This is a genomic window from Phytobacter sp. MRY16-398 (genome assembly GCF_003925915.1).
GTDB lineage: Bacteria > Pseudomonadota > Gammaproteobacteria > Enterobacterales > Enterobacteriaceae > Phytobacter > Phytobacter diazotrophicus.
The window spans coordinates 130,630-147,313 of the sequence record NZ_AP018756.1 but is presented as its reverse complement, the minus strand read 5'-3'; the positions used below and the strand labels follow the sequence as shown (position 1 = coordinate 147,313).

At 51.2% G+C, this 16,684-nt stretch carries 16 protein-coding genes; 7 read left to right on the top strand and 9 right to left on the bottom strand.

Features of this window, described 5'->3' with window-relative positions:
- Window positions 1-120: 120 nt before the first annotated feature.
- From gpsA to MRY16398_RS00710, 4 genes are all read right to left on the bottom strand, one after another.
- On the bottom strand, window positions 121-1,140 hold the full coding sequence (gpsA, locus tag MRY16398_RS00725) for an NAD(P)H-dependent glycerol-3-phosphate dehydrogenase (RefSeq protein WP_039080136.1): 1,020 nt from the start codon (window positions 1,138-1,140) through the stop codon (window positions 121-123).
- On the bottom strand, window positions 1,140-1,607 hold the full coding sequence (gene secB / locus MRY16398_RS00720; RefSeq protein WP_039080135.1) for a protein-export chaperone SecB: 468 nt from the start codon (window positions 1,605-1,607) through the stop codon (window positions 1,140-1,142). Before secB ends, gpsA begins: the two co-directional genes overlap by 1 nt.
- Window positions 1,608-1,703: 96 nt before the next feature.
- Complete coding sequence (gene grxC / locus MRY16398_RS00715; RefSeq protein WP_039080134.1) at window positions 1,704-1,955, bottom strand: glutaredoxin 3; 252 nt, start codon at window positions 1,953-1,955, stop codon at window positions 1,704-1,706.
- A gap of 143 nt (window positions 1,956-2,098) precedes the next feature.
- Complete coding sequence (locus MRY16398_RS00710) at window positions 2,099-2,530, bottom strand: rhodanese-like domain-containing protein (RefSeq protein WP_039080265.1); 432 nt, start codon at window positions 2,528-2,530, stop codon at window positions 2,099-2,101.
- Window positions 2,531-2,775: 245 nt separating this feature from the next.
- Here MRY16398_RS00710 and gpmM point away from each other — a divergent pair, with 245 nt between their 5' ends.
- From gpmM to MRY16398_RS00695, 3 genes are read left to right on the top strand one after another with little or no spacing between them, the layout of a single operon-like run.
- The gene (gene gpmM, locus MRY16398_RS00705; RefSeq protein WP_039080264.1) at window positions 2,776-4,320 is read left to right on the top strand and encodes a 2,3-bisphosphoglycerate-independent phosphoglycerate mutase; all 1,545 of its coding nucleotides are present in this window, start codon (window positions 2,776-2,778) and stop codon (window positions 4,318-4,320) included.
- Between the two features lie 9 nt (window positions 4,321-4,329).
- The gene (envC, locus tag MRY16398_RS00700) at window positions 4,330-5,595 is read left to right on the top strand and encodes a murein hydrolase activator EnvC (protein ID WP_039080133.1); all 1,266 of its coding nucleotides are present in this window, start codon (window positions 4,330-4,332) and stop codon (window positions 5,593-5,595) included.
- Window positions 5,596-5,598: 3 nt separating this feature from the next.
- Window positions 5,599-6,534 (top strand): divergent polysaccharide deacetylase family protein, encoded by a 936-nt coding sequence (locus tag MRY16398_RS00695; protein ID WP_039080132.1) that lies wholly within the window; start codon window positions 5,599-5,601, stop codon window positions 6,532-6,534.
- On the opposite strand, the gene MRY16398_RS00690 is transcribed toward MRY16398_RS00695, so the two are convergent.
- The 3 genes from MRY16398_RS00690 to kbl all read right to left on the bottom strand — a co-directional run bounded on the left by MRY16398_RS00690 (window position 6,531) and on the right by kbl (window position 9,717).
- On the bottom strand, window positions 6,531-7,337 hold the full coding sequence (locus MRY16398_RS00690; RefSeq protein ID WP_107222641.1) for a glycosyltransferase family 2 protein: 807 nt from the start codon (window positions 7,335-7,337) through the stop codon (window positions 6,531-6,533). The two genes, MRY16398_RS00695 and MRY16398_RS00690, sit on opposite strands and share 4 nt — an antisense overlap.
- A gap of 148 nt (window positions 7,338-7,485) precedes the next feature.
- Window positions 7,486-8,511 (bottom strand): L-threonine 3-dehydrogenase, encoded by a 1,026-nt coding sequence (gene tdh / locus MRY16398_RS00685; RefSeq protein WP_039080130.1) that lies wholly within the window; start codon window positions 8,509-8,511, stop codon window positions 7,486-7,488.
- 9 nt (window positions 8,512-8,520) lie between these two features.
- A complete protein-coding gene (gene kbl, locus MRY16398_RS00680; RefSeq protein ID WP_039080129.1) occupies window positions 8,521-9,717 on the bottom strand; it encodes a glycine C-acetyltransferase in 1,197 nt (398 codons plus the stop codon).
- Between the two features lie 216 nt (window positions 9,718-9,933).
- Here kbl and rfaD point away from each other — a divergent pair, with 216 nt between their 5' ends.
- The 4 genes from rfaD (at window position 9,934) to MRY16398_RS00660 (ending at window position 14,257) form a co-directional block, all read left to right on the top strand.
- Window positions 9,934-10,878, top strand: a complete 945-nt coding sequence (gene rfaD, locus MRY16398_RS00675; RefSeq protein ID WP_039080128.1) for an ADP-glyceromanno-heptose 6-epimerase — start codon at window positions 9,934-9,936, stop codon at window positions 10,876-10,878.
- A 116-nt stretch (window positions 10,879-10,994) separates the two neighbouring features.
- The gene (gene rfaF, locus MRY16398_RS00670) at window positions 10,995-12,041 is read left to right on the top strand and encodes an ADP-heptose--LPS heptosyltransferase RfaF (RefSeq protein WP_071195066.1); all 1,047 of its coding nucleotides are present in this window, start codon (window positions 10,995-10,997) and stop codon (window positions 12,039-12,041) included.
- A gap of 3 nt (window positions 12,042-12,044) precedes the next feature.
- The gene (gene rfaC / locus MRY16398_RS00665; protein WP_125123721.1) at window positions 12,045-13,019 is read left to right on the top strand and encodes a lipopolysaccharide heptosyltransferase RfaC; all 975 of its coding nucleotides are present in this window, start codon (window positions 12,045-12,047) and stop codon (window positions 13,017-13,019) included.
- Window positions 13,020-13,159: 140 nt separating this feature from the next.
- Complete coding sequence (locus MRY16398_RS00660; protein ID WP_039080125.1) at window positions 13,160-14,257, top strand: glycosyltransferase family 9 protein; 1,098 nt, start codon at window positions 13,160-13,162, stop codon at window positions 14,255-14,257.
- Window positions 14,258-14,284: 27 nt separating this feature from the next.
- Here the strand turns inward: MRY16398_RS00660 and MRY16398_RS00655 are convergent, their stop codons facing one another.
- Both MRY16398_RS00655 and MRY16398_RS00650 read right to left on the bottom strand, forming a co-directional pair.
- Window positions 14,285-15,541, bottom strand: coding sequence for an O-antigen ligase family protein (locus tag MRY16398_RS00655; protein WP_110296560.1), 1,257 nt, complete (start codon window positions 15,539-15,541; stop codon window positions 14,285-14,287).
- The gene (locus tag MRY16398_RS00650) at window positions 15,538-16,626 is read right to left on the bottom strand and encodes a glycosyltransferase (RefSeq protein WP_039080124.1); all 1,089 of its coding nucleotides are present in this window, start codon (window positions 16,624-16,626) and stop codon (window positions 15,538-15,540) included. The genes MRY16398_RS00655 and MRY16398_RS00650 overlap by 4 nt, the downstream gene beginning before the upstream one ends.
- Between the last annotated feature and the right edge of the window lie 58 nt (window positions 16,627-16,684).

Here is a 16,684-nt window from a genome sequence, read left to right as displayed (position 1 = left end):
CAAAATCATTCTTACTGTGTCGCGACGGCGAGGCTGGAAACCCCAGACGCTTACATAAGTAAATGACTGAGGTAGGCAGCCGAAGCCAACAACCAGGCAGCATGAAGGATGACGTATGTGCTAAATACTACTGCGCTCGTCCTTGCGCGCACGACCTAATAAGGTCAATGCTGCCTCGCGCGCATTTTTTCCGCAATACAATACCTGATAAATTTCCTCGGTTATTGGCATTTCGACACCAAACCGATGCGCCAGAGCGCGAACTTCTTTGGTATTGCGGTAGCCCTCGACGACCTGACCAATCTGGTCCTGCGCCGTTTGCACGTCCATCCCCTGCCCCAGCGCCATACCGAAACGACGGTTGCGCGACTGATTATCGGTACAGGTCAGCACCAAATCCCCTAAACCCGCCATGCCCATAAAGGTGGCAGGATCGGCACCCAGCGCCGCGCCCAGACGTGACATTTCGGTCAAACCACGGGTGATAAGCGCTGTTCGGGCGTTAGCGCCAAAACCGATGCCGTCCGACATGCCTGCGCCAATCGCAATGACGTTTTTCACCGCGCCGCCAAGCTGCACGCCAATGAAATCCGGATTGCTGTAGACGCGGAAGCTTTTACCACAGTGCAGCAATTGCTGGAGATCATCGGCAAACACCGGGTCAGTCGACGCCAGAGAAATCGCCGTTGGCAACCCTGCCGCCAGCTCCTTCGCAAAGGTCGGCCCGGAGATAACCGCCAGAGGAATCTCATCGCCCAGCACTTCACGCGCCACGTCCTGCAACAGGCGCCCCGTCTCAGCTTCCAGACCTTTGGTGGCCCAGACAATGCGCGCATCGCTGCGCATCAGCGGTTTAATCTGCTGTAAAACAGTGCCAAACACGTGGCTTGGCACAACCACGAGAATGTTACGGCTGGCCGCCAGAGCACAAGCGAGATCGCTTTCCAGCGCAAGCGTATCAGGAAAAGGGACATCAGGAAGGAAAGCGGCGTTACAACGGTCATGCTGTAAGGTCGCAATATGTTTCGGGTCATGGCCCCAAAGAACAACCTGGTGGCCATTTCTTGCCAGTGTGATGGCAAGAGCGGTGCCGTAAGAGCCGGCACCGATCACAGTCATTTCAGCATTGCGTGCGTTCATCAGGCATCCTGATGTTGTTCAGCACCTTCGCCAGCCTGCTGCTGCAGATAGTTCATGAACAGCGCATCAAAGTTCACCGGCGCAAGGTTCAGTTGCGGGAAAGTACCGCGGGAAACCAGGCTGGTGATGCACTCACGCGCGTAAGGGAACAGGATGTTCGGGCAATACGCACCGAGGCAATGCGCCAGTTGGTTACCATCGATACCGTCAATGGAGAAGATACCGCCTTGCTGTACTTCGCACAGGAAGCCCGTTTCTTCACCCAGGGAAGCGGTAACGGTAACACGCAGTACCACTTCATAAACGCCTTCAGCCAGCTGAGTGGATGCAGTATCCAGATCCAGTTTCACTTCCGGCTGCCAGTCTTTCTGAAACACATGCGGAGCATTCGGTGCTTCGAAAGAGATATCTTTAGTGTAGATGCGTTGAATCTGGAAAGTCATTTCCGTGTTGTTTTGTTCAGACATGTCTAAAACCCTTAAGTGTTGTCCTTAATACGCTTTATTCTTCAGGCTGCCTCTGTTTGTCGGCCTTGACGCAACGTGAATCACTTCTTCTATGCATTAACGCAACAGGGGATCGAGCCCACCGCGCGCGTCCAGCGCATATAAATCATCACAGCCGCCAATGTGCTGTGCATCAATAAAAATCTGCGGTACCGTCGTACGGCCACTACGCTTAATCATCTCTTCGCGTTTCACCGCGTCGCCATCGATCGGCAGTTCTTCAAAAGAAACGCCTTTGCTGCTCAGCAGCGCTTTTGCGCGATGGCAAAACGGGCAGGTTGCTTTGGTGTAGATCTCAATATTGGCCATGACTTTGCTCCAGTTGTTTTACCCAATGGATTTCATATTGCAGGAAGGCGGCAAAATTATGAATCCCAGGAGCTTACCTCAGTAAGTGACCAGGTTGAATAATTGCAGCCAACGCCCCTGCGGCATGAAAGACGACGGGTAAATTACTTACCGCGTACCAGCGGAAGATTCTCACCGCTCCAGCCTGCGATGCCTTCTTTGAGCACGAAAACTTGCTCGAAACCGGCTTTGATCAGTGCGTTTGCAGGTTCCTGAGCCTGCATCCCGGAGCCGTCCACGACGATAACCGGTTTGCTTTTATGTTTCTCAAGCTCACCTACATTATTGGCCTTGATTTCGGTTGGCAGCAAATTCACTGAGCCTGCGATGTGACCTTTTCGGAAATCATCGCGCTGGCGCAAGTCCACGATAACAGCATCTTCTTTGTTGATCAGACGCGTCGCTTCACCACGAGTGATCACTTTCACTTTCGATGCGAGGCCTTTGAACGTCATGAACAGCACCGCCCCCAGTAATACAACCCAGGCGAGGCAAAGTACGGGGTGGCGACTAACAAATTGCATAATTTCTTGCATGGGGGGTAACAGCTCCCGAATCAGTGAGTAAAAACCAGGAAAGGAGTATACCTGTGCGGTGTAGCAAATACAGCCAGCGAGCGTAATGGAATGCATTTTCTGCGGACTGTTACGAAAAAAATTCATCAACGCCGTGAAATCCTCACCTCTTGCGGCGGTATTCTTTGATCTTCTGCGGCTATTTTATCGATTCAGCTGTAGTAAAATTACGCAAATTTTTCGTCTTTCAGCATGAGGTTGTCGCAATGTCGGTTTCTAAAAAACCTATGGTACTGGTGATCCTGGATGGCTATGGCTACCGTGAAGAGCAGCAGGATAACGCAATTTACAGCGCAAAAACTCCCGTTATGGACGCATTGTGGGCCAAACGTCCACATACTCTGATTGACGCTTCTGGTCTGGAAGTCGGCCTGCCGGATCGCCAGATGGGTAACTCCGAAGTGGGTCACGTCAACCTGGGTGCTGGCCGCATCGTGTATCAGGATTTGACCCGTCTGGATGTTGAAATCAAAGAGCGTACCTTCTTCACCAACCCGGTATTGGCGGGCGCGGTGGATAAAGCCGTTGCTGCGGGCAAAGCCGTTCATATCATGGGTCTGCTGTCTGCCGGTGGCGTTCACAGCCATGAAGATCACATCCTGGCCATGGTAGAGCTGGCCGCTGAGCGCGGTGCGGAAAAAATCTACCTGCACGCATTCCTGGATGGTCGCGATACGCCGCCGCGTAGCGCTGACTCCTCACTGAAACGTTTTGAAGACAAGTTTGCCGCCCTGGGCAAAGGCCGGGTGGCATCTATCATTGGCCGTTACTACGCCATGGACCGCGATAACCGCTGGGACCGTGTTGAACAAGCCTATGATCTGATGACGCTTGCAAAAGGTGAATTCCAGTTCGCGACCGCGGTTGAAGGCCTTGCTGCTGCCTATGCGCGTGACGAAAACGACGAATTCGTGAAAGCCACCGTGATCCGCGCCGAAGGCCAGCCCGATGCGGCAATGGAAGACGGCGACGCGCTGATTTTCATGAACTTCCGCGCAGACCGCGCCCGTGAAATCACCCGTGCATTTGTTAACAGCGATTTCGACGGTTTCGCCCGTAAGAAAGTAGTGAACCTCGATTTTGTCATGCTGACCGAATATGCCGCAGACATCAAAACCGCCGTTGCATACCCGCCTGCCTCCCTGGCGAACACCTTCGGCGAATGGATGGCGAAGAAAGACAAAACGCAGTTGCGTATCTCTGAAACGGAAAAATATGCTCACGTGACGTTCTTCTTCAACGGCGGCGTTGAAGAGCCGTTCCCGGGCGAAGATCGTATTCTGATTAACTCTCCGAAAGTGGCGACCTACGATCTGCAGCCGGAAATGAGCTCCGCAGAGCTGACAGAAAAACTGGTTGGCGCTATCACCAGCGGTAAGTACGACACCATCATCTGTAACTACCCGAACGGCGACATGGTCGGCCATACCGGTGTCATGGAAGCGGCAATCAAGGCAGTTGAAGCGCTGGACCACTGTGTTGAGCAGGTAACCAAAGCGGTGGAATCCGTTGGCGGTCAGTTGCTGATCACCGCTGACCACGGTAACGCTGAGCAGATGCGTGACCCGGCAACCGGCCAGGCGCACACTGCCCATACCAACCTGCCAGTCCCGCTGATTTACGTTGGCGATAAAGCGCTGAAAGCGGTCGAAGGTGGCAAACTTTCCGATATCGCACCGACCATGCTGACCCTGATGGGCATGGAAATCCCGAAAGAGATGACTGGTAAGCCGCTGTTCATCGTGGAATAATCGCTCCCCATGAGGGGAAAGGCGATTTTTTCTGTCACATTGGCCGCAGTCAGGCCTTTGCTTTGCGCCAGCGCTTTTAGCGCTGGCGCATTGTTGTGCGCCTTTTCTGCCCACGCGGATGACCGCGACCAGTTAAAATCCATTCAGGCGGATATCGCCGCAAAAGAACGCGACGTACGCCAGCAGCAACAACAGCGTTCCGGCCTGCTTGCGCAACTCAAAGAGCAAGAAGTCGCCATCTCCGCAGCCACACGTCAGTTGCGCGAAACGCAGAACACTCTCGCCCAGCTCAATAAGCAAATCGATGCCATGAACGCATCTATCGCCAAACTGGAAAAACAGAAGGCGACACAAGAGCATAACCTGGCCGCCCAGTTGGATGCCGCGTTCCGCCAGGGTCAACATACTGGGGTTCAGTTGATTCTCAGCGGGGAAGAAACCCAACGCGGGCAACGTCTGCAGGCCTACTTCGGCTATCTCAACCAGGCCAGGCAGGAGACCATCGCGCAACTCAAGCAAACGCGCGAAGAGGTTGCCACGCAAAAAGCGGAGCTGGAAGAGAAGCAGAGTCAGCAGCAAACGCTGATGTACGAACAAAAAGCACAGCAGGCGAAGCTCGAACAAGCGCGCAACGAGCGTAAGAAAACGCTCGCCGGGCTGGAGTCATCTATTCAGGAAGGGCAGCAGCAGTTAGGCGAACTGCGGGCGAACGAATCCCGTTTGCGCGATCGTCTGGCCCGTGCCGAAGCCGCAGCCAAAGCCCGCGCCGAGCGTGAAGCTCGCGAAGCGCAGGCCGTGCGTGAAAAACAGCAGGATGCATCCCGTAAAGGCACCACCTACAAACCGACCGAAGGCGAACGTTCACTAATGTCCCGTACAGGTGGGCTGGGCGCGCCATCCGGCCAGGCTTACTGGCCTGTTCGCGGTCCGTTACTACATCGTTATGGCGAACAACTGCAGGGTGAGCTACGTTGGAAAGGGATTGTTATCGGTGCGTCTGAGGGTAGCGAAGTCAAAGCCGTGGCCGACGGGCGGGTGATCCTCGCCGACTGGCTTCAGGGGTATGGCCTGGTGGTCGTGGTTGAACACGGCAAAGGCGATATGAGTTTGTACGGCTACAACCAGAGCGCGCTGGTGAGCGTAGGCGCGCAAGTCCGCGCCGGTCAGCCGATAGCCCTTGTCGGGAGCAGTGGCGGTCAGGGTAGACCTTCACTTTATTTCGAAATTCGCCGCCAGGGTCAGGCGGTCAATCCACAGCCGTGGTTGGGAAGATAAGTTTTGCTTCAATTTCGTCGCGTTGTTGTTGTCGCTGCCAGCATGCTGGCTTTTTCTGTGCCAGCGTTTGCCGGCAAACTCGCCATTGTTATTGATGATTTCGGTTATCGTCCACAGACCGAAAATCAGGTTATTGCCATGCCTGCGGCGGTCACCGTTGCCGTGCTGCCAAACGCGCCGCACGCAAAAGAGATGGCCACCAAAGCCCATAACGCCGGGCATGAGGTGCTGATCCATCTGCCCATGGCACCGCTCAGCAAACAGCCACTGGAAAAAGATACCCTGCGCCCGGATATGAGCAGCGCGGAGATTGAGCGCATCATCAGCGATGCGGTCAGCAAAGTGCCGTATGCCACCGGGTTAAACAACCATATGGGCAGTGCCATGACCTCCAGCCTGTTTGGCATGCAGAAGGTGATGCAGGTTCTGGGGCATTACGATCTCTACTTTCTGGACAGCATGACCATCGGCAACAGCCAGGCGATGCGCGCCGCAAGCGGTACGGGCGTGAAGGTCATCAAACGTAAAGTGTTTCTTGATGACACGCAAAACGAGAGCGATATTCGCTTTCAGTTTAATCGTGCCGTCGATCAGGCGCGTCGTAGCGGTTCCGCCATCGCTATCGGCCACCCGCACCCAACCACAGTACGTGTGCTGCAACAGATGCTTTACAACCTGCCTGCGGATATCACCCTGGTTCGCGCAGGAAGCCTGCTGAATGAACCGCAAACGGATACCTCAACGCCGGGCCAGGTGCCGCCACGCAATCAGCCACCGCGTAACCCGTTCCGGGGCGTGAAGTTGTGCAAAGCGCCGCATAAACCGCAGCCCGTTTATGCCAGCTATTTCTTTACGGTCGTGAAGGACAGCATCAGTGAGAGTACGCTGGTGAAATATGTCACGAATGAGTGGCAAGGCTGGGGTAAAAAACACCCCTAAACCGTACGGGTGTTTTTCTTTTCTTCTGCCACAGCGTTTTTTTCATCGTTGTGGCCATTGTGGGCATACCAGGCTTTGAAATATTTAAGAAAGCTGTACAAGGTGGCATATAAACCTGTCACCGCGCCCACTTTGCCGTTACGCCATGCGCCGCTAAATAAATACCATTTAAAGAACGCACCGATGGCGCTAATAATTCCACGGCCAATGGAGGGGCGGACTTTCTGATATTTCACCAGTCGCGTGGTGTAACTATTAAGTTTACTGAATACTTCATGCAGCGAATAAAACGTATCGTGACGCACATGTCCTGGTATTTTTGTCGATGCCGAATAACCTTCCACCTGATCATCAACTGCACGATTGTTAAAACGCGCCGTGCGGCGGTTATATAAACGCACGGGGAAATCAGGGGAGGAGACAGGATATATCGTGCGGGTTTGTTCACCCAGCACATACCAGTAACGCGGCAAACGCCATGCCTGGTCAGCACCTGGCTCTTCACCTGCTTTTAGCTGCAAAATAAAGTTTACCGTCTGCTCATCAAGGATTTCATCGCTATCCATACAGAGCACCCAGTCATGCGCAGCCAGGCTGGTTGCGTGATTCATCTGCGCGCCATGCATCGCATAGGGATGATAATGAACATGAAGATCATATTCCCGACAAATATCCAGCGTCTCGTCTGTACTGCCGGAATCCAGAACCACAAAATCATCCGCGATTTTAAGCAGTGGCGGGAGAACGTCCCGTAATAAGCGAGCGGAATTGCAGGTTAACAGACACACCGAAAGTTTGAACATAATTAGCCGCACTGAAAAGGTTAAACGGATCGTCAACGAACTCTACTTTCTAATGTAGAACACTGTTACGGAAATTGTGCCTTTAGTGCGATGTAAGGTTGAAAACAGGAAAAGGATAAGAGAAAGACGCCCGCAGGCGTCTTTATTTTTAGTTCCAGCTAAGGATTACCTTACCTGACTGACCAGAACGCATAGCATCAAAACCTTTCTGGAAGTCATCAATGCCGAAACGGTGGGTGATAATAGGCGACAAATCCAGTCCGGACTGGATTAATGCCGCCATTTTGTACCAGGTTTCAAACATTTCACGGCCATAGATACCTTTAATAAAGAGGCCCTTGAAGATCACTTTATTCCAGTCGATAGCCATATCAGACGGCGGAATACCCAGCATCGCAATACGACCGCCGTGGTTCATGGTATCAAGCATGGTACGGAAGGCTGGCGGCGCGCCGGACATTTCCAGACCGACATCAAAACCTTCGGTCATTCCCAGCTCTGCCATCACATCGGAGAGGTTCTCTTTCGCTACGTTGACCGCACGGGTAACACCCATTTTACGCGCCAGATCCAGACGGTATTCATTCACGTCAGTGATAACCACATGGCGCGCGCCAACGTGTTTTGCCACCGCCGCCGCCATAATACCAATCGGGCCAGCGCCGGAAACCAGCACATCTTCCCCAACCAGGTCGAAGGAGAGCGCGGTGTGAACCGCGTTGCCGAACGGATCGAAAATAGAGGCAAGGTCGTCGGAAATGTTGTCCGGGATTTTGAAAGCGTTAAAGGCAGGAATAACCAGGTATTCTGCAAAACAACCGGGACGGTTGACGCCAACACCCACGGTGTTGCGGCATAAGTGCGTGCGTCCAGCGCGGCAGTTACGGCAATGGCCGCAGGTAATGTGGCCTTCACCGGAAACGCGGTCGCCGATGTTAAAGCCTTTCACTTCCTGGCCGATGCCAACCACTTCACCCACGTACTCATGCCCAACCACCATCGGTACCGGGATCGTTTTTTGCGACCATTCGTCCCAGTTATAGATATGCACATCAGTACCGCAAATAGCCGTTTTGCGAATTTTAATCAGCAGGTCGTTATGTCCGACTTCCGGAGCCGGAACATCGTTCATCCAGATGCCTTCTTCCGCTTTCAACTTAGATAGCGCTTTCATCTTACGTCCTCAGGCGATGACGCCCAGTTGTTTACCGATGCGGGTAAAGGCAGCCACCGCACGTTCGATTTGCTCAGGGGTATGAGCAGCAGACATTTGGGTACGAATACGCGCCTGGCCTTTTGGCACAACCGGGAAGAAGAAGCCCGTCACGTAAATCCCCTCTTTTTGCAGCTCGCGGGCAAAGTTCTGCGCCACTACCGCATCACCGAGCATTACCGGAATGATGGCGTGATCGGCGCCCGCCAGGGTAAAGCCTGCGGCACTCATCTTTTCACGGAACAGACGCGCGTTAGACCACAGACGGTCACGCAGCTCGCTTCCCGCTTCAACCATCTCCAGCACCTTAATGGAGGCAGCGACGATCGCCGGGGCCAGAGAGTTGGAGAACAGATACGGGCGTGAGCGCTGACGCAGCCACTCAACGACCTCTTTACGCGCTGCGGTATAACCGCCAGACGCGCCGCCGAGCGCTTTACCCAGCGTACCGGTAATGATGTCCACACGGCCCATGACGTCGCAGTACTCGTGCGAGCCACGACCGTTATCACCAACAAACCCCACCGCGTGGGAGTCATCAACCATTACCAGCGCATCGTACTTATCTGCCAGGTCGCAGACACCTTTCAGGTTGGCAATCACGCCGTCCATCGAGAAGACGCCGTCGGTGGCAATCAGCACATGGCGGGCACCGGCTTCGCGGGCCTCTTTCAGACGCGCTTCCAGCTCCTGCATATCGTTGTTGGCGTAGCGGAAACGCTTCGCTTTACACAGACGCACGCCGTCGATGATCGAGGCATGGTTCAGGGCATCAGAGATAATGGCGTCTTCTGCGCCCAGCAGGGTTTCGAACAGACCGCCGTTGGCATCAAAGCAGGAGGAATAGAGGATCGCATCTTCCATACCGAGGAACTCAGCGAGTTTCTTTTCAAGCTCTTTGTGGCTGTCCTGCGTACCGCAAATAAAACGTACAGAGGCCATGCCGAAGCCGTGGCTGTCCATCCCCGCTTTCGCGGCGGCAATCAATTCAGGATGGTTGGCCAGACCGAGGTAGTTGTTGGCGCAGAAGTTAATGACGTGGCTTCCATTCGCCACGGTGATATCAGCTTGCTGGGCCGACGTGATAATGCGTTCTTCTTTAAACAACCCTTCCGCACGTGCGGTCTCCAGGTCGCTCGTTAACTGCTTGTAAAAATCCCCACGCATCGCAATTCTCCAGACTGGGCAAATTTCGGCACATATTACCCAAAGCTATACGTTGATACGAGATGACGCATCACCTGTTGCGCATTTTGTAGCATAAATCACGTGTAAGATTATGGCCTGTCCGTGAATGGCTGTCGGGCTGGCAATGAGATGGTATGATAAGAATCATTAGTGTCTGAGATAGTCTCGGAGCTCCACAATTCAAAGGTCATAGTTATGATTATCGTTACCGGCGGCGCGGGTTTTATCGGCAGCAATATCGTTAAAGCCCTGAATGATAAAGGCATCACCGACATTCTGGTGGTGGACAATCTGAAAGACGGCACCAAGTTTGTGAACCTGGTGGATCTGGATATTGCCGACTACATGGACAAAGAAGACTTCCTTATCCAGATTATGGCGGGTGAAGAATTCGGCGATATCGAGGCTATTTTCCACGAAGGCGCCTGCTCCTCTACCACTGAGTGGGACGGTAAGTACATGATGGATAATAACTATCAGTACTCCAAAGAGGTTCTGCACTACTGTCTGGAACGTGAAATTCCGTTCCTGTACGCCTCTTCTGCGGCGACCTACGGCGGGCGCACCAGCGACTTTATCGAATCACGTGAATATGAAAAACCGCTGAATGTCTACGGTTACTCTAAATTCCTGTTCGATGAGTATGTGCGCCAGATCCTGCCGGAAGCCAACTCTCCGGTTGTCGGTTTCCGCTATTTCAACGTTTATGGGCCGCGCGAAGGGCACAAAGGCAGCATGGCGAGCGTAGCGTTCCACCTCAACACCCAGTTGAATAATGGCGAAAGCCCGAAACTGTTTGAAGGCAGCGACAGCTTCAAACGCGACTTCGTCTATGTAGGCGACGTGGCTGCCGTCAACCTGTGGTTCTGGGAAAATGGCGTATCCGGTATTTTCAACCTCGGGACCGGCCGTGCGGAATCTTTCCAGGCCGTGGCCGATGCCACGCTGGCGTTCCACAAAAAAGGCAGCATCGAATACATTCCGTTCCCGGATAAACTGAAAGGCCGCTATCAGGCATTCACCCAGGCTGACTTAACCAACCTGCGTGCCGCGGGCTATGACAAGCCATTCAAAACCGTTGCCGAAGGCGTAACGGAATATATGGCCTGGCTGAACCGCGATAACGGCACCCATTCATAAAATCATTAAAGCGGTATCAAGACGGCAACTGAGTGAGTCCCCAGGAGCATAGAATAACGATGTGACTGGGGTGAACAAAGGCAGCCAACGCAGAGACAGCTTGAAGGATGAAGTGAATGAAAATATTGGTGATCGGCCCGTCCTGGGTGGGCGACATGATGATGTCGCAAAGTCTCTATCGCACGCTCAAAGCGCGCTACCCCCAGGCGATTATCGACGTGATGGCACCCGCATGGTGCCGTCCGCTGTTATCGCGGATGCCGGAAGTCAACGAGGCGATTCCGATGCCGCTGGGCCACGGCGCGCTGGAACTTGGCGAACGCCGTAAGTTGGGTCACAGCCTGCGGGAAAAACGCTATGACCGGGCATACGTCCTGCCAAACTCCTTTAAATCGGCGCTGGTGCCGTTCTTTGCCAACGTGCCTCACCGTACCGGCTGGCGCGGCGAAATGCGCTACGGCTTACTGAACGATGTGCGTGTTTTGGACAAGCAGGCCTGGCCGCTAATGGTCGAACGCTATGTTGCATTGGCCTACGATAAAGGCGTGATGGCATCGGCGAAAGATTTGCCGCAACCGCTGTTGTGGCCGCAGTTACAGGTGACTGAAAGCGAAAAAGGCCAGACCTGTGCTGCCTTTAGCCTCTCAGCAGAACGTCCGCTGATCGGTTTTTGCCCCGGCGCTGAGTTTGGTCCGGCCAAGCGCTGGCCACACTATCACTATGCGGAACTGGCAAAACAGCTAATTGATGAAGGCTTCCAAATTGTGCTGTTTGGTTCGGCGAAAGATCATGAAGCAGGCAATCAGATTCTCGCGACGCTAAGCGTTGAACAGCAGGCCTGGTGCCGTAATCTGGCTGGAGAAACCCAACTGGAACAGGCGGTCATTCTGCTCGCGTCCTGTAAAGCGGTCGTCAGCAATGACTCTGGCCTGATGCATGTTGCCGCAGCACTCAATCGCCCGCTGGTCGCACTTTATGGGCCAAGCAGCCCGGATTTCACGCCACCGCTGTCGCACAAAGCGCGGGTGATTCGCCTGATTACCGGCTACCACAAAGTACGCAAAGGCGATGCCGCCGAAGGCTATCATCAGAGCCTGATCGACATTACCCCGCAGCAGGTATTGAGCGAGCTAAACACGCTGTTGCTGAATGAAGAAGGATAACGCATGCGGGTTCTTATCGTTAAAACCTCTTCAATGGGTGATGTACTGCATACCCTGCCTGCGTTAACTGACGCGGTGCGGGCCATTCCAGGTATTCGCTTTGACTGGGTGGTAGAAGAAAATTTTGCGCAAATCCCGTCGTGGCATGATGCGGTCGACAGGGTTATTCCCGTGGCGATTCGCCGCTGGCGTAAAGCGTGGTTTTCTGCGCCTGTAAAAGCAGAGCGTCGCGCATTTCGTCACGCCGTGCAGGCCGAATATTACGACGTTATCATCGATGCTCAAGGGCTGGTAAAAAGCGCCGCGCTGGTGACACGCCTGGCCCACGGCATCAAACATGGGATGGACTGGCAAACCGCGCGTGAACCGCTGGCGAGCCTGTTCTATAACCGTCGTCACCACATTGCAAAGCAGCAGCATGCGGTGGAACGCACCCGTGAACTGTTCGCGAAAAGCCTGGGCTACGACAAACCGCAAACTCAGGGTGATTACGCCATTGCCCGCCATTTTCCCAATAGCAGCGGCCTGAAAACGCCGTATGCTGTCTTTTTACATGCCACAACGCGTGATGATAAACACTGGCCTGAGAGCCACTGGCGCGAGCTGATTGGCCTGCTGGCTAACAGCGGTCTGCGTATTAAGCTTCCCTGGGGCGCGCCGCATGAAGAGGCACGGGCAAAACGCCTTGCCGAGGGCTATGATTTCGTTGATGTCCTGCCACGCATGAGCCTGGAGAACGTCGCTCAGGTGCTGGCCGGGGCAAAGTTTGTGGTTTCCGTCGATACCGGTCTGAGTCATTTAACGGCGGCACTGGATCGCCCGAATTTGACGCTCTACGGGCCAACAGACCCAGGGTTGATCGGTGGTTACGGTAAAAACCAGCGCGAGATGACTAGCGCAACACGAAGTATGGACACAATCACGGCAGATCGTATTTTTGAAATTCTAAAAAACGATCACTATATCGACTCCCTTTAGAAAAATACGCATGCTTATTCCTCTTTTATCACCACCTGCATCTGTGCATAAGATTGTCGTGGTCTGCTGGCCCGGTATCACATCAGACATCACAGTAAATCCTGCACCTAAGGAACATTGCTCAAATCCAGGAATAAATAATGAAACCGCATAAGCAGAAAAAATTTGCGACCCTACGCGCATGGAACCGGAAACGTAACTATTTCATGAAAGCATTGCGCATGCGAATGGCAAAATGGATATGGGATGAACCGGTCAGAAGACCCTTTGATTTGCGGGCGATCAGTAAAGTACTGCTTCTGCGCAACGACGGTAAGATTGGCGATATGATTGTCTCAACATCGCTGATCAGAGAACTTAAGACCAACGGCTATACGGTTGATATTCTGGCAACGCGCAGTAATGTTGTGGTGATTGAGCACAATCCGCACATCCGAAAAATACACTTCGATGATAACCCAAACATCACGACTGAACTGGCGGCTGAGGATTACGATCTGGTGATCGATATGGGTGATAAGATATCGCCCGCCAGTTTCCATTTTTTAAAGAAAATTAAAGCGAAAAACGTTCTCGGTTTTAATAAAGAACAATATAACCTCTACAATAAAACCATCGCCTTTCTGGGTTATCAGGAACACATCACTCATCGCTATGCCTTGCTCATGGATGAGCTAAATTTTAGCCACTCCAGTACAGCTTACGAACTGTTCTATCCGGATGCTATCAATACCGAAACAACGGCTTTCCTACAAACCTTGCCTAATGCAAAAAATATTATCGTTAACCCTTTTGCTGCCGATGCTAAAAGAGAAATGTCTGTCACGCAGGTGCGGCAGCTTTTTTCTGAACTACGTCAAAAACACCCTGATTATAATATAGTCTACTTTGATCCCAATAAGCGATTTGATATCGAGTTACCCGATGGGGTTTACAAAAATCCACACCCGACTTTATACAGCGCAATGGCTTTGATTGCCCATGCTGATCTGATCATATCGCCGGATACCGCTATCGTACATATTGCTGCGACGTATAATAAACCGCTTGTTGCATTATATGGTAACGAGATGCATGGTAAATATCATAACAATGATATTTGGGGTCCGGGATATGATGCAGCCGTTCAGATCATGACTAAGGACAAATATCACCCCATTTCAACCATTAAAGTCAGTGACATTATCGATGCCGTTGGACATATGCTGCATAAGCATACGACGAACAGTCATGCATAATTAAGGGGGGATGTTTCCCCCCTCATACTATCGTTGCTTGTTAAAAGAAATAGCGCATAACGTTAGCGAAATCAGGAAAAGCATAGCCGTCTGAGCATTAATCAATACGGAATCCGCCAGACCGCAGACAAACATAACGGATAGTGGTAGCGCCGCTGACGTAAATACTCTTTTGGTTATCGCAACTCGCAGATAGGAAAGATAAATCAAAGCAAAAAATAGCAACCCCAAAACACCCTGCAAGGTTAATATTTCAAGGAATTCATTGTGCATGTTGTATCTGACATTGGTATATCCCTCCAGATTACCTGGATGGTGTTCCTTAATATATGACTGCGCAAATGTCGTCCTTTGATATGGCGTACTGAAAAGAAAATGATGGCTGGCAAAGTGAATACCACTGTCCCAAATTGCTACCCTTGCCCCCAACGATGTTGAGCTATTAGTTTGATAATCTTCAATGTTTTTTATCCCTTCGGCCCAGCGTTGATTTGTAACACCAATAATGAAGAGAGCTAAAACAAAGCTAGCAATAATAATTGTCCGACCCTTTACATACCTTTTTAAATCGCCATTCATTAAGAGATACAGTACTGTCACGACAATAAATGCCAGAACGGAAATCCGGGTTTCACAAAGTATTAATAACGCGAAAATGATCGCGGCATAAAACAGGTCAAAGAGATGCTCTAAGGCTTGTGATGTTTTCCTCGATAGCGCTAAATAAGAAGCATAAGCCATCAGAATCATATACGATGAACTGCTTGCTGCATCCGCCGTTAATTTTATCCGCTCATGAGTCACATAAAAATATTCGTAGCAGCCAACACCGGCGGTTATAACAATAGCCACAAAAAGAATGACTTTACAAATTGTAATGGTTTTTGCTGTAATAAACTTAGATAAAACCAATGCAGCACCGATCATAAACGCTGACAAAATAAAGCGTTTACCACTGAGATCATAATTCCTTAGATTATTAAGGTCATACTCACTAAAATTTGAGGTATCTGACTTAGAATAAACAAACCAGCAATATCGAATGACACCAGTTATCAGTAAGGCCAAAATCAAGGGAAATACTGGCGTAACGACTGCAAACAGTTCACGGCGTTTAAAATACGCATAGCAAACAATGAAAAAAGAGACATAACCTAACGTATAAAATATTTTTTGAGAAAAACCAATAGTAAAAAGGGTAGTAGATAATGACAGTACCAGCATGATAAAAAACAGATTAGCACTTAATTCTGGGTAATTCTTTCTTATTGATACATTCTTCATAATGTACCTTGCTTACGTTGCTGCAATATATTTTTGAAATTCGTCATATAGGCATCTTCATAAAAATCATGGATACTGTCTTTCACAATCTCCTGATCCGGCAGTGTTTTACAAAAATCAGGCGCATCAAGGATACTCACTAACTCATCGACATTGTACGTCTCATAGAGTTGCCCATTGATGCCGTCTTTAATGATATCCGAAGGACCACTGACACAATCAGAAGATACACAATAAATACCACGAGCGATGGCCTCTAACAGAACCAGTGGCAATCCTTCCATTGAGGAGGTCAGCACCAGGCAGGTAACCTCTTTAATATTTTTCTCAATGTAATCCCAACTGTTGTCCTGCCAGCCATGCCAGGTAATGTGCTGTGCAATTCCCAGGCTGTCGGCATAGGCCAGGCATCGAGCATAATCCTCACCGTCCCCCAGAATATCGAGAGACCAGGTGGTTGTTAATTTGCTCGCAGCATCAAGCAGGTCTTTAAGATTCTTTTGCCCGGTGAAATGGATGCGGCCGAGGTATAACATCTTCAAACTCTCGGGCCGCTTAATCACAGTCGCCACCTTTCTGACGGGGTTAAATACCACGTCGATAGACTCTGGCGCCGCCCCTAATGCGACCAGTTGATTTGCAATGTCCCTACTGATGGCGAAATGGTGGTCAGCACGCATCAGGTAACGAGGCCGATATCTGCCATTGGGCGGCAAATGCATCCAGGTGGATAAAACTGTCTTTACACGAGAAAGCGTAATTGCGCGCCTGGCAATGAGACATGGAATGGTGTTCATCGCAATGACATGATCTGGTTTATGTTTCGCAATAAATAACGCCAGCATGACAGCATGCATCAAGCGTGTAATTTTTGGGTTACGAGTGATCCTTTTGCTTTGTCCCCAAACAATACCTTCACGCCAGGACGAAGCGGAAAATTCGCAATCGCTATCAAGAAGAAAAAGACCTGCCGAATACTCAGGATCGGCATTTAATTGCAATATGACCTGCCGAGTAACATTTTCCATACCTCCTCTTCCTGCCAGCATTTCAGCGATAAAGAGGATTTTTTTCTTTTCGATCATGAGTATTCTTCTGAGTAATTACTATCATCATAAACATGGTGACTTAACGTAAATCAGT

What these genes read in the sequence shown, in the direction of transcription:
- secB (WP_039080135.1), bottom strand. Translation starts at nt 1,607, where the DNA reads ATGTCTGAACAAAACAACACGGAAATGACTTTCCAGATTCAACGCATC.
- tdh (WP_039080130.1), bottom strand. Translation starts at nt 8,511, where the DNA reads ATGAAAGCGCTATCTAAGTTGAAAGCGGAAGAAGGCATCTGGATGAAC.
- gpsA (WP_039080136.1), bottom strand. Translation starts at nt 1,140, where the DNA reads ATGAACGCACGCAATGCTGAAATGACTGTGATCGGTGCCGGCTCTTAC.
- rfaD (WP_039080128.1), top strand. Translation starts at nt 9,934, where the DNA reads ATGATTATCGTTACCGGCGGCGCGGGTTTTATCGGCAGCAATATCGTT.
- MRY16398_RS00650 (WP_039080124.1), bottom strand. Translation starts at nt 16,626, where the DNA reads ATGATCGAAAAGAAAAAAATCCTCTTTATCGCTGAAATGCTGGCAGGA.
- rfaF (WP_071195066.1), top strand. Translation starts at nt 10,995, where the DNA reads ATGAAAATATTGGTGATCGGCCCGTCCTGGGTGGGCGACATGATGATG.
- grxC (WP_039080134.1), bottom strand. Translation starts at nt 1,955, where the DNA reads ATGGCCAATATTGAGATCTACACCAAAGCAACCTGCCCGTTTTGCCAT.
- MRY16398_RS00690 (WP_107222641.1), bottom strand. Translation starts at nt 7,337, where the DNA reads ATGTTCAAACTTTCGGTGTGTCTGTTAACCTGCAATTCCGCTCGCTTA.
- rfaC (WP_125123721.1), top strand. Translation starts at nt 12,045, where the DNA reads ATGCGGGTTCTTATCGTTAAAACCTCTTCAATGGGTGATGTACTGCAT.
- envC (WP_039080133.1), top strand. Translation starts at nt 4,330, where the DNA reads ATGAGGGGAAAGGCGATTTTTTCTGTCACATTGGCCGCAGTCAGGCCT.
- MRY16398_RS00655 (WP_110296560.1), bottom strand. Translation starts at nt 15,541, where the DNA reads ATGAAGAATGTATCAATAAGAAAGAATTACCCAGAATTAAGTGCTAAT.
- gpmM (WP_039080264.1), top strand. Translation starts at nt 2,776, where the DNA reads ATGTCGGTTTCTAAAAAACCTATGGTACTGGTGATCCTGGATGGCTAT.
- MRY16398_RS00660 (WP_039080125.1), top strand. Translation starts at nt 13,160, where the DNA reads ATGAAACCGCATAAGCAGAAAAAATTTGCGACCCTACGCGCATGGAAC.
- kbl (WP_039080129.1), bottom strand. Translation starts at nt 9,717, where the DNA reads ATGCGTGGGGATTTTTACAAGCAGTTAACGAGCGACCTGGAGACCGCA.
- MRY16398_RS00710 (WP_039080265.1), bottom strand. Translation starts at nt 2,530, where the DNA reads ATGCAAGAAATTATGCAATTTGTTAGTCGCCACCCCGTACTTTGCCTC.